General features: G+C 45.9%; 10 protein-coding genes. 4 read left to right on the top strand and 6 right to left on the bottom strand.

Going from position 1 to position 13235, the window contains the following annotated elements:
* Entirely contained in the window at positions 1-936 is a 936-nt protein-coding gene (locus QUF19_RS20080) for a LysR family transcriptional regulator (protein WP_286302665.1), read from the bottom strand.
* Between the two features lie 125 nt (positions 937-1061).
* On the opposite strand from QUF19_RS20080, the gene QUF19_RS20085 reads away from it, so the two are divergent.
* The 4 genes from QUF19_RS20085 (at position 1062) to QUF19_RS20100 (ending at position 5217) form a co-directional block, all read left to right on the top strand.
* The gene (locus QUF19_RS20085; RefSeq protein WP_286302667.1) at positions 1062-1745 is read left to right on the top strand and encodes an SDR family oxidoreductase; all 684 of its coding nucleotides are present in this window, start codon (positions 1062-1064) and stop codon (positions 1743-1745) included.
* Positions 1746-1830: 85 nt separating this feature from the next.
* On the top strand, positions 1831-3039 hold the full coding sequence (locus tag QUF19_RS20090) for an MFS transporter (protein WP_286302669.1): 1209 nt from the start codon (positions 1831-1833) through the stop codon (positions 3037-3039).
* Between the two features lie 58 nt (positions 3040-3097).
* The gene (locus QUF19_RS20095) at positions 3098-4186 is read left to right on the top strand and encodes an alkene reductase (protein WP_286302670.1); all 1089 of its coding nucleotides are present in this window, start codon (positions 3098-3100) and stop codon (positions 4184-4186) included.
* A gap of 209 nt (positions 4187-4395) precedes the next feature.
* A complete protein-coding gene (locus tag QUF19_RS20100) occupies positions 4396-5217 on the top strand; it encodes an HNH endonuclease (protein ID WP_286302672.1) in 822 nt (273 codons plus the stop codon).
* A gap of 270 nt (positions 5218-5487) precedes the next feature.
* Here QUF19_RS20100 and rlmJ read toward each other — a convergent pair whose 3' ends face one another.
* The 5 genes from rlmJ to QUF19_RS20125 all read right to left on the bottom strand — a co-directional run bounded on the left by rlmJ (position 5488) and on the right by QUF19_RS20125 (position 13085).
* Positions 5488-6354, bottom strand: a complete 867-nt coding sequence (gene rlmJ / locus QUF19_RS20105; RefSeq protein ID WP_286302674.1) for a 23S rRNA (adenine(2030)-N(6))-methyltransferase RlmJ — start codon at positions 6352-6354, stop codon at positions 5488-5490.
* Positions 6355-6555: 201 nt separating this feature from the next.
* The gene (gene secF / locus QUF19_RS20110; protein WP_286302676.1) at positions 6556-7509 is read right to left on the bottom strand and encodes a protein translocase subunit SecF; all 954 of its coding nucleotides are present in this window, start codon (positions 7507-7509) and stop codon (positions 6556-6558) included.
* Positions 7510-7511: 2 nt separating this feature from the next.
* On the bottom strand, positions 7512-9311 hold the full coding sequence (gene secD / locus QUF19_RS20115; protein ID WP_132761623.1) for a protein translocase subunit SecD: 1800 nt from the start codon (positions 9309-9311) through the stop codon (positions 7512-7514).
* A 272-nt stretch (positions 9312-9583) separates the two neighbouring features.
* On the bottom strand, positions 9584-10048 hold the full coding sequence (locus QUF19_RS20120; RefSeq protein ID WP_102434545.1) for a hypothetical protein: 465 nt from the start codon (positions 10046-10048) through the stop codon (positions 9584-9586).
* A 268-nt stretch (positions 10049-10316) separates the two neighbouring features.
* Complete coding sequence (locus tag QUF19_RS20125; protein ID WP_286302682.1) at positions 10317-13085, bottom strand: M16 family metallopeptidase; 2769 nt, start codon at positions 13083-13085, stop codon at positions 10317-10319.
* Between the last annotated feature and the right edge of the window lie 150 nt (positions 13086-13235).

Below are 13235 nucleotides of genomic sequence, written 5' to 3' on the forward strand. Positions count from 1 at the left end.
CTATTCTTTGTCTGACCTCTCGACTAAGCCACTGAAGCTCTCGAGAAGATAATCCAAAAACAGTCGAATACGCTTCGGCTGGTACTTCTTGCTGATGTACACCACATTCAAGTCAGCACTTGATACGGAAGTCGAGGTATTGAAGTTCTTCATGTAACCATTAAGCAGAGTCACAAGGCGTTGGTTATTGATGTCGTCTTGTACATCCAGTACCGATTTAAGAGCAATGCCCTCTCCTTTTAATGCCCAGTATCGAATGACTTCACCATCGTCTGAGAATCGCTTTGGCACAACGGTAATCGACTTCTTCATGTCGTGATCTTGGAAGTGCCATGTCTTAAGTTCTTCATTACTGCGCAGCATCGCCAAACAATCGTGCTCGACCAAATCTTGTGGCGTCAACGGCGTTCCATGCTTGGCAAGATATTCAGGCGAGGCACACAGCACACGTCGGCTCGGCGATAAGCGTCGAGAAATTAAACTGCTGTCGACCAATTCCCCATAGCGGATCACGATATCCATACCTGACTCGGCAATATTCGACAGGTTGTCGTTCAAATACAGATAAGGAATCACATCAGGGTACTGCTGACAAAACTCCGACAAGATTGGCAGGATGTACTGCTTGCCGATATCTTTTGGTGCGGCGACCTTTAATGGGCCTTTGACCTCTTTAACGCCATTTTGAATCAGGTTTTCAGCCTCGCTGACATTATCCAATATCTCCAGACACGCCTTGTGATACAGCTCGCCTGAGTCAGTCAAAGACACATGTCTTGTGCTTCGATTCAACAACTTCACACCATAACGCTCTTCCAACGCCTGAAGCCTTGCTGTCATGGTCGCAGGAGAAAGCCCTAACTCTCGTCCCGCCGCCGCCAACCCTTGATGCTTCACAATACTGACGAACATCGCCATGTCTGAAAACTTATCCATGCTATTCGTGCTCTCGCCCTATTGTTCATTTAAACCGAATAATGAATTTATATATTAGCCAATTATCAAATTTAGTCGAACAAATATAATGACAACCATCAGCAGAACACGCAGGAATTCAGACCATGAGCAACACACTAACTAACCAAGAAAAGAGCAGTTTCGTCATCATTGGTGGCACATCAGGTATCGGCAAAGCATTAGCTATGCAATTGAGAAACGACAACAACATAGTCCACATTGCTAGCCGCCACACAGGTGTTGATATCAGCGATGAAAAGTCGATTTGCGAATACTTTGAATCCATTGGTCCATTCGATCATTTGGTGGTGACGGCAGGCTCATCCGCTCCAGCGGGAAAAGTGACAGACGTTGCTATTGAAGACGCGAAAACGGCATTTGATACCAAATTTTGGGGAAGCCTAAACGTTGCTAAGCATGCTGCACGTTACATGAAGCCCAACGGTTCTATCACGCTCACGACGGGCATGTTGTCACGCAAAGTAGTCGCAGGCACTTACGTAAAAACAGCCATCAACGCCGCACTTGAAAGCGTAACTAAAGTGCTTGCGAAAGAGCTCGCACCAGTTCGAGTGAACGCCGTAAGTCCGGGTTTAACCATGACAACAGCCTACAAAAACATGGACGACACAGCTCGTTCAGCCATGTACGACAACGCCAAAAACAACTTACCCGCAGGCAAGGTTGGCGAAGCTTCAGAGATCGCAATGGGTTACCTGTTCGCGATTAATAACCCATACGTCACTGGCTCAATCATCGACATCGATGGCGGTGCGCTGCTCAGCTAAAACACCTCGCAAAGACACAAAGAACAATCGTTAGGGCGTGTATCTAAACGTCCTAACAAACAAAAATTTACATAGGTAACTCATCATGAAACAAGAAGCCATCCATAAAGAAAAGATTCCATTCCAAGTTTGGATACTCACACTCGCGGCTTTTGCGATTGGCACCGCTGAGTTTGTTATCGCAGGCATTCTTCCACAAATTGCTACATCACTTTCGATCACAGAAGGCCAAGCGGGCTACCTAATAAGTGCGTATGCGCTAGCTATCGTTATCGGTGGGCCAATCTTAACCATCTACCTTGCACGCTTTAACAAGAAGATTGTGCTGATTGGGCTAATGGCGTTGTTCATCATCGGCAATGTCTTGTCTGCACTCGCACCAAGCTATCCTCTACTCCTCGCGAGCCGTGTTATCGCAGGCTTAGTGCAAGGTCCTTTCTATGGTATCGGAGCGGTAGTAGCGACTAATTTAGTGTCTGAGAAAATGGCAGGTCGCGCGGTTGGCCAAATGTTCGCAGGCTTAACGCTCGCCAACGTTCTTGGAGTTCCAGCCGGTACTTGGGTGAGCTTGCAATTCGGTTGGCACACCACCTTCTTTACCGTGGCTGCACTTGGCACAGTTGCGATGATCTCTATCCTAACCTCAATCAAATCAAGCGGTCACAGCGAAGCGAAAGACATCAAAACTCAGCTTATGGCGTTCAAAAATCCAATACTGCTTATCAGCTTGGGGATCACCGCTTTTGCTTGGTCTGGCTTTATGACGCTTTACGGCTACCTTGCGCCAATCGCCATGCACATCACGGGTTACGGCCAAGAGTCTGTTACTTGGATCTTCGTGATTGTGGGTGTTGGTTTAATCATAGGTAACACCTTGGGTGGACGCTCTTCAGATAAAAACCTCGGTAAAGCTTCAATGTTTTGGGCAGTCGCAATGATCGTTTCATTGGTTGTGGTTGGCCTTGTGGTAGACAACAAAATCCTCTTCGTTGTCGCTGCATTTGTCTTTGGTATTGCATCATTTGCGAACGTTCCAGCCATGCAACTTCGAGTGATGAACCACGGTGGCGAAGGCCAAGAGCTAGCAGCAACAGCCAATATCTCAGCGTTTAACTTGGCCAATGCCTTTGGTGGATTCCTTGGTGGCATGGTCCTCGACAGCCAACTAGGCGCAGGCATGATTCCATTCGCAGCCGTTGTTGTCCCTGTAATTGGCTTACTGCTTATCGCCAAAGCCAACCGAGCTGACAAGCCTCAAAGCAACTCTATTTTCAGCCCAGCAGAAAGCAAATAACGCGACTTATAACCCGAACACAAAACTAAAAACACTGAATTAAAACAAGGTAGATACCATGAACAAATTATTCGAGACATCAGAACTCAAAGGCCTAGAACTGCAAAACCGTGTTGTTATGGCACCCATGACTCGCGCTCGCACTAGCCAACCTGGAAACGTGCCAAACGACATGATGGCGACTTATTACCAACAACGAGCAAGTGCTGGGCTGATCATCACTGAAGCAACACAGATTTCAGATGATTCCCAAGGTTACTCATTCACACCCGGCGTTTATACCGATGCACAAATCGAAGGTTGGAAATCAGTAACCACAGCCGCAAAAGAACAAGGCGCCGCGATATTCTGCCAGCTATGGCATGTCGGCCGCGTGTCGCACCCTACCTTTCAAAGGGGCGAACTGCCGATTGCACCATCAGCTTTGGCTCCAATAGAAACTCAGGTTTGGATTTCTGATGAGAATGGTAATGGCAACATGGTCGATTGCATCCAGCCAAGAGAAATGACCCAAGCAGACATCGATCGTGTCGTTCAAGATTTTGCTAACTCAGCGAAAAAAGCGGTCGAAGCAGGGTTCAACGGAGTAGAAATCCACGGTGGCAATGGCTACCTAATTGACCAGTTCCTAAGAACCAATTCAAATAAGCGCACCGACAACTATGGTGGAAGCCGTGAGAACCGACTTCGCTTTTTGATTGAAGTAGTAGATGCAGTCATTGATGCGATTGGTGCGGATAAAGTGGGTGTGCGTTTAGCCCCATTCATCACCTTCAAAGACATGAACTGCCCAGACATCGTGCCAACGATTTTAGAAGCTTCGAAGGCATTGCAAGCGCGTGATATCGCTTACCTACATCTATCAGAAGCAGACTGGGATGACGCACCAGTTATCCCTGAAAGCTTCCGTGTCGAGTTAAGAGCCTTGTTCTCCAACACCATCATCGTCGCTGGCAGTTACACACCAGAGCGCGCCGAAGAAGTACTAAGCAAAGGCTATGCGGATCTCGTCGCATTTGGTCGCCCATTCGTCTCTAACCCAGATCTAGTATCACGCCTACAAAACGGCAATGAACTATCAGCTCTCGACGACGCCACCCTATTCGGCGGCAACGAAAAAGGCTACATCGATTATCCAGCGTTGTAGCGAGTAAGCACCAAAACAAACACCAAGCCTGCATGAGTCCTGCAGGCTTGCCTCCTTAGAAACGTGACCGAACCGATACCTTTTTACACCCAAGAATCCACTTGCATATTTTAACTTAAACCACTGTTATATTTGAACTTTACATAAAATATAAACTACAAAAATATCAATAATAATTCCGATTTAAACGGATAAATGAGGACTCTCCATTGTTCAATGTAGGACAGGTTTACAATCGACGTTCAGATATACACGGTCATTACAAAGGTCAACAATATGGTGGTATCGCTACGCCGGCTGCTCACCCGTATGTCTTTATCTTCACTAGCGATGCAGGCGAAGAGTTTGGCTACTCTGATGGTTTTAGTGCAGACGGCACTTTCCGATATACAGGAGAAGGGCAAGAAGGTGATATGAAAATGGTTAAAGGAAACTTGGCCATCTTTGAACACCAAAACAACCTCAAAGAGATTCTCTTATTTGAATCTGTCTCAACTGGTTTTGTTAGATTCGTCGGTGTTTGCAACTACATCTGTCATCACATCGAGCAACGCCCCGACAAGAACGACCAACTCCGTGATGCGATAGTTTTCCATTTAGATATCGTCCCGCAAAGTATTGGAGATACAATTCAAACTCCAAAAATGTCATACCTTACTAAGCCAACTAAAAGTAAATCATTAAAGCAATTACGAGACATCGCTTTAGCTTCAACGCCACTTCAAACTGACACGAAAGAACAACTCACACATGTAAAATATCGTAGTGAAGCCATTAAGCTTTACGCGAAAAAGAGGGCAAATGGGCTTTGTGAAGGCTGTGGAGATCCCTCGCCTTTTGAGACCAAGTCAGGTCCTTACCTAGAAGTACATCACCTGACACGGTTAGCTGATGGTGGCGCTGATTGCCCTGAAAATGTAATTGCACTCTGTCCGACTTGCCATCGTAAAGCGCACTACTCAGTGGAAGCTGCAGATTTCAATGCGAAACTCATCGAGAAAGCACTAAAGATTGAAGAGCAACTGTTGTAAACATTTCCTTCAGGCAAAAGAAAGGCTCGCATGACTAGTGCGAGCCTTATGCAGTTTAGGGGGTAAACCACAATCTGATATTAATTTGGGACTAATTATTTAACTTATGAGCCAGTATGCACTTGTGCGCATTGATATTCTATTTTTAAATGATTCACTGCAATTAATCAATCGATAAAAGTTAGCGTTTGGTCAATTTAAACCACATAAATAACAGTGATTTAGTGAGCGCTGTCTAGAAAACCATCATAATCCCCATATAAATCAGATTTATAGGCTTCTCATTTGCCAATAACCTTCACCATTGGTTGCGAGCTGACTATGTAAGTAATCAAGCGTGTCAGCAACCTGTCCGGCAATGCCTTGTGGCGGATTAAACAGCAACAAACCGCTGCCGATGAGGCGATCATCACCCTTAGGATCGCGCAGTCGTAATTCCGATTTAATCGGGCTTGGTAACAAGCCTTCTTTCACTGCAGTCACACAGTGATTCAAAATCAGTGAGCTTTTGTCATCGGTGTAGAGCGGATACCAGATCAGAGCAGACACTTTCTCAGATTGCTGATAAGCCTTAACTAAGGCATCAATCACTGCGAGATATTCAGAATCGGTTTCGTAAGGTGGATCGATAACAATCAGATGGTGGTTATCGTGCTTGGCCACATCATCAGGTAACGCTTTAAGCCCGTCGCCTGCGGTAATGATGAGCTTGCTTGAGACATCTAGATCGCGTTGTAGCTTCTCAATATTGGTTTGCAGTAAGTCGGCTTCGTCTTGCTGAATATCTGAAAAATAGAAGCTGTCTTGGCTGCGACCTTGTTGATATGCGATGGCAGCAGAGCCGGGATACAAAGAGATAAGCCGATCCGGATTATAGTATTCCAGTACCGACATAAAAGAAGCGAATGACTCTGGAAGGTAAGCCTTATTTTGCCAAAGATACCCGACCCCTTCAGCAAACTCGCCCGCATGATTACTTGGCGCGGTGGTTAGGTCGTAGCACCCTGTTCCTGAGTGCGTGTCGATAACATTGAGGCGTGAGTGTTGCTGCATTAATGATTTAACCAGTGCACTCAATACCGGATGCTTGAGAGCATCCCCATGATCGCCTACATGACATTGATGTCGATATTCCATTCCCTTGCCTCATTTCTACTGACGTCATCTAAACATACTTCATATCACACGCAGTTGCCTATTCAATCCATCGTTTTTTGAAATAGCTTCTCTTTTCGCTAACTGTCTGACTCTTATAAAAAATAAAGCCCTTCGTTTTATTACAAACGAAGGGCTTTATTGAAGTTACTTGCTAACTTGTGCTGCTAACGAATAGACAACCTAAGGGTACTCGCCCTCAACTTCTACTGGAGCTTTTACTTTGTAGTGACAAGGCTGTAGGCCAAGTAACTTAGGCAGGGTGATGCCGACTGAAACGGAAGACCACGTACCGCTGACAATGCCGACAACCAATGCAATCGCAAAACCTTGCAGCGCAGCGCCACCCAGTAGCCAAAGCGCCGATACGGTGATCAACGTAGTGCCTGACGTCACCATGGTGCGCGAGAAAGTCGCTTTCACCGATTCGTTAAGCAAGTTATCAGTATCACCGTTTGGATTGCCACGCAGCATTTCACGGACACGGTCGGCGATGATGATCGAGTCATTAAGTGAGTAACCGAGAATCGCTAGCACGGCCGCCAATACGGTCAGGTTGAACTCGAATTGAGTGAAGGCGAACAAGCCCAAGATAAGCGTGACGTCATAGATGATCGCGGCAAGTGCACCAAGAGCCAAACGCCATTCAAATCGTACACTCAGGTACAACATGATCATTAGGAAACACACCAATACCGCCAAGCCGCCTTGGTCAACCATGTCTTGACCCACTTGAGGGCCAACCACACTGCTGTTAAGCACTTGAACTTGATCGCTCACCGATGACAAAGCATCCACTAAGTTTGGTTGTGGAGCATCAGTCAGCTGGCTGTAACGAATCGTCCAGCGATCTTGTTCTGCCATCCCAACCACTTGAACATCTTGTTGGAAAGCCGTATCAAGCTTGGTTTTTAACGCGTCTTTTGTTACTTGGTCAGAGAGCTGAACCTCGGCAACCACACCGCCAGTAAAGTCCAAGCCCCAGTTAAAACCTTTCACTGCCACCAGCATCACAGAGCTCATGAACAGCACAATAGAAATCACAGACATCACCTTACGAAGGCGAGTCATGTTGCTGTCTGTAATATAGCGGTCTGAAACATAGCTGTTTGAATTAGTCATATTTGAAGTACTCATGCTTAAATCCTTACGTCGTGGCGTTGGTCACGCCCCCAAACCAAATTGATGATCGCTCGTGAAGCAAAAATGCCCGTAAACATACTGGTTAGAAGACCTAAGCCCAGAGTCAAAGCGAAGCCCTGAATCGGGCCATTACCAATGGTGTATAGAGCCACAGCAACAATCATGGTGGTGACGTTGGCATCGAAAATAGAAGAGAACGCGCTATCAAAGCCACGGTCGATGGAGCTCGCAAAGCTGCGCCCCTCTTTCATCTTGTCTCGAATACGTTCGAAGATAAGCACGTTGGTATCTACCGCCATACCAACGGTTAGTACCAAGCCCGCAATACCTGGCAGAGTTAAGACTGCACCCGGTAGCAAGGCAATCAGACCAAACAATGTGGTCATGTTGACGACCAATGCAGCGTTCGCAACCCAACCAAGACGGCGATACCATAGCGCCATAAACGTTAGAGTAAGACCCAGGCCAAGCGCCAAAGCAGCAAAGCCGTTAGTGACGTTTTCCGCACCCAAAGATGGGCCAATAGTGCGTTCTTCAATAATGGTCACTGGCGCAGTCAATGAACCCGCACGCAGTAATAACGCAAGCTCTTGCGCTTCAGCCAAGCTGCCAGCGCCAGTGATTCTGAAACGGCTACCCAGTTGAGACTGAATGTTTGCCACACTGATCACTTCACTGTCTTGCTTGCTGTTGCCCGCTCTATCACGACTGTATTCGCTGTACACGGTTGCCATTGGCTTACCGATGTTATGACGTGAGAACTCAGACATTTTCTTACCACCAGAAGAATCTAGGGTAATGTTTACTTCTGCGCTGCCCATCTCACCAATGCCACTACGAGCATCGATAATGTGTTCTCCGCTCAGTACCGCTTTACGGTCTACAACCACACGGTTGCCATCGGAATCTTTCAGCGTTTGAGTGCTGCGCGTTGGGTTGTCGTAAACAGAGTAGAACGCCAAAGATGCGGTTGCACCAATCACGTCTTTCGCAGCTGCAGGGTCTTGTACACCCGGCAATTCAATACGAATACGGCTTTCACCTTGACGTTGAATCGATGCTTCCGTGATGCCTAATTCTTCAATACGGCTGCGCATGATTTGCAGGTTTTGTTGAACGGTGAGGTTACGCAGCGTTCTTTGTTCTTCTTCAGACTGAGTTAACGTCAGTGATTTATCTGAACGATCACGTAGCCAATGTGGGAACTCTTCACGAATCAGCTTCTGAGCTTTTTCAAAATCAGCGTCGGTACGGAAATCAAACTGAACTTGGTTGTTCACCACTTTACCGCGGGCATAACGCACTTCGCTGGTGATCTCGTCGACCATCGCTTGTGCTTGCGCGTGATAAACCGGCTCCATATCCACTTCTAATAAGAACTGCACACCACCACGTAAATCAAGGCCTAGCTGAATCGGTGCAAAGCCCATATCAGTTAGCCATTTTGGCGCTGCAGGCTCCATAGCAAGAGCAACCGTCGCGTTGTCGAGGAAGCGCTCATTAAGCACTTCTTTGGCTTTCGCTTGTTGCTCTGCATCTTCTAAGATCACCACTAAACGTTTGTCTTTTTGAAAGGCTGATTTGGCTTGAATGCCTTCGCTAGCAAGGTATTGCGTCACCTGAGTGGCGTCGATCGTCTGCTCAGAACGGTTACTGATTTGAACCGAGGCGTCCTCACCAAACCAAGAAGGTAAGGCGCTTAGAATCATGATGATGATGGTGGCGATAAGCACCACGTATTTCCACTTTGAGTAGTGGTTAATTTGTTTTCTTGGAATGCGTTTTTTCACAGTCAAGATCTCTTCTTTGTACCAATCACCGTAAATACGTGCTCAAAAATAGAGCCGGAAAAAAGCAGTGATCGAGCATTTTAACCAGCTATGGAGACCAGTTACTTACTACGATTGGTATAACTAATGTTTTGCGAACACGAGCGATGACTAATCACAACCAGAACAAGCTGATTGAGTAATAGTGAGGCTAATAATTGTGTGTCGCTATATTGGGTTAATTGGCGAGTTCAACGGGCACAAGTGACCATCGATACGACCAATTTAAGGTCAAACGATTAGCTAAGAAGATCTCGGAAATGCGAGTATTGAATATTGCCCTCTTTCCACCCCGAAAGCCGGGAGGACGGGGAACTCACAATACTGGTCCAATGCTGTTTGGAATCCAACAGAGGTGTGTTGACCAACAGGGAGGCCAGCAAAGAAGGAGGTGCGAAGTCAATCAGCAGATGATAAGCCGGCTCAAGATCGGCCGAATTTTCTTGCTCATTGGTTAATATACGTCGAAAAGTGGCAGCTTGAAGGCTCGATTCAGAATCATGGTAGTTGGAGCTGTCACCTACAGACGAGGTGTCCAACTGAACCTTATCGCACTCTAAATAGGCTGATGGATTATCCGCAGTTGCCTGTTTACAAAGATTAGTTTGCGAAGACTGCTCTTGAGCCGAATGAATTTGAAATGGCTTAGAAGGAAACGAATAGCCGTTAGAATTCACTAAGCCAAAGCTCAGTAAAAATAACATTAAGACTAATCGAGTACCTAGTTTAAGCAATTAACAAGAATCCTGAATGGTAGAAACAGCGACAATATATAACAGCTATGAAAGTTACAATTGATTTAAAATCACAACCACGCATATTTGACATTGCGCTGACAATAGCTCACCTCATCGCGCTGTGTTCATGCATCCACAATCGTCAGAAAACAAAAAGCCAAGCAATGACTGTTTGGCTTTGATTTGGTCTCGTGAACAGCGATTTAAGCTATCGTTTTCACGTTCTACACTGAGCCTAGGCTTTAGGACGCATGATGTTCTTAACCTTGCGGCTATTTTTACCAAAGATGCGTTGCACTAGCGCATTCATATCTTCCGCAGAGATCGATCTCGCCACTCGCTCAACTTGAGACAAAGCGTCGATATCGTAACCATGAAGTAGATAACGAGACACATACCACGCTTGGTCGATAGAACTCATCTCGAGCGGCGTGAAGTCAGCTTCGAACTGTTTTACAACCGCTCGTATTTCCTCTTCAGAGACACCTTGTAGGAGATCTGTAATCACCTTATCGATCGCCACTTCCACTTTATCCACGTTCTCTGGCGCTATCATCGCACCAATAACCCACTCACCACTCAGTTCACTATCTGCGGATGCTGAATACGTATAAGGCGAGTAATCTAAGCTCAACTCTTCACGAATATAGGTATCTAAACGAGTCGCCAACAGACGTTCCAGTAACCCTTCCATGAAGATCTCTTTTGCCGTAAAGCCTTCTTCAGTTTCAGACTCTGAGATGACTCGTAAAACGTACTCTGCGCTATCCACATTGTTGATAGCTAAATCAATGCGTGGTTCTGATGGCTGTTTGAAAGCCACCTTAAAGTCAGGCACAACTGCTTTTTCCAATGGAATCGAAGCCAAATATTGCTGAACCAAAGGCTTCAATACGCTTGGATCAATATCACCCACGATCACGAGTTGGTTATGTCTCATTTGACCAAACAGCTGCTGATGAAGGTTAGCGATGTCTTCCACAGAAACCGCTTCAACACGCTCTTTATCTACAAAGTGGTGACGACTCTCCTGACGATAGATATTCTGATTTATTGCGCGTTCAAACTGGCCAACTGGGCTGCTCAAGAAAGATTCTTGACCCTGTACAAACTCCTGCTTCACCGCAGCTAATTGCTCGGGATTAATTTTAGGCGCAGTGATGAAGGTATAAAGCGCAGCAAACGTATCTTTAAGCCCATCTTTTTTGATATTAAATTCAATACCATGACGAGTATTGCCAATGAAACTGTCGGCACGAATATCTTCACGGTCAAAATACGCGAGAAGTTCAGAACCCGTAAACTCACCAACACCACTTCGAGCGAAAGTTGGTAACGCAACCTCAACGGCGGGGTACAAGCTCGGATCCAACGCGGCTTTTCCGCCGAGGCTCATGTACATCACGCCAACATCATCACCTGCAACATAGTCACGCAAGTACCACATGTCGATACCATTGCTTAACGTCCACTTTTGGATGTATGGATCGATAGACATTTGTTCAGCCAGTACAACCTCGCCCGTCGAACTCGGTACAGCAAAGGCACTCGCTGTTGCAATCGTGAGTGACTGTGTTCCAGCCTCACCGTACGTCGCTTTTAAGCTATCGAGGGAGTTAATAACAGCTGCTCTGTCTTCAGAATCGTCCAGCCCAATAACAAAGAAGTAATCATCAGAGAGCAGATTTGTGATGTTGTCGTTTATCGCTTCCAGGCTTAGGTTAGCAATAAAGGCTTCCAAACTGGCTTGATAGTCTTTCTGTGATTGGACGATTTGATCAGTCACTAACGAACTTGCTTTGTAGTTCGCGTGTTCAACGCTGTCCATTTTATCCCAGTCATGCTCGATGTTATCTAGCAAGTCTTGGTAGTAGTGCTGCTCGCCGACGATATCCGTTTCCGAAACACCAAAATCACGCAGTGATGCCAAGGTAGAAAGCAGCTCTTGTTGGATGACTTCACGACCACCAGCGGGGAAACCAACGCTTGTTGATGAGTAATTCAGAGAACCCATTCGATAGTTATCGGACGCTACCCATTGCGTCGGCAGCGCTGCATCATTGAATACTGCTTCGAGTCGCTGTTGAATGATTTGTTGCGCGGTTTCATCTAACCAACGTTGATGCTGTTGAGCATGAGTTTCAACTCTATCTAAACCGCGGTTGAACGTCAGAGTGATGCTCGGCGCTTCTCTTCCTGCGTATTCAACATAATCACCTTCATTGAACGAGGTCATTTTCTGCTTTTCTGGTCTTGGGGTGTCACCACGCTCCCAGCTTGAAAACTTCTCTTCAATCAATGGAATCAAGGTTTTGATGTCTACATCACCTGAAATCACTAACTCGGCGATTTGAGGTTGGTACCAAGTTTGGTAGAAATTAGATAGGCCTTGAGAGGTTGCATCGACAACCGATGTTTTGGTGCCCAATGCGTCTTGAGATTCGTACGGACCGCCTTCAATAAAGTGGTCATAAAATACCTCTCCGAATGACTTGTCATCAAGGCGAGCCATTCGAAACTCACCAAGAATCACACCTTTCTCTTTTTCAACTTCTGAGCTTGCAATGTCCAGTCCATCACCCACATCACGCATCCACGTCAGGGCAGACTGCAATTGAACGTTATCTGGCAAATCTAACTGGTATACCGTCTCTTCATAAGAGGTGTAAGCATTAATATCAGCACCAAAGCTAGCGCCTGCATCTTCAAACAGACGAATCACATCGTTCTGAGAAAAGTTTTTACTGCCATTGAATGCCATGTGCTCGACAAAGTGAGCATAACCTTCCTGTTGAGGAGTCTCCTGAATCGAACCCGCGTGAACGACTAAACGTACAGAGACAGACTCTTCATGATCAGGATAAACATGATAGGTAAGGCCGTTTTCCAGTTGACCTGAAGTCCACGCAGGATCCGGTTGGATTAAGTTTTCGGTGGTTTTTGATGTTGAGCTACAGCCAACCAAAGTTAGGCATAATGCCGTCGCTAAATAATATGTTTTCATAACAACCTCTTAATGTCATTCATCGACAATATACAGATTGAGTTAATGATTATTATTTAATATTTAACCCGATGAATATCTTTGTGATCCAGATCTTCATTTTATAAATCACCATTCTCTATGTAAGATCGGCGGTGTTCATTTAAAGTG

The sequence above is a fragment of the Vibrio sp. FE10 genome, assembly GCF_030297155.1.
Classification (GTDB): Bacteria; Pseudomonadota; Gammaproteobacteria; order Enterobacterales; family Vibrionaceae; genus Vibrio; species Vibrio apostichopi.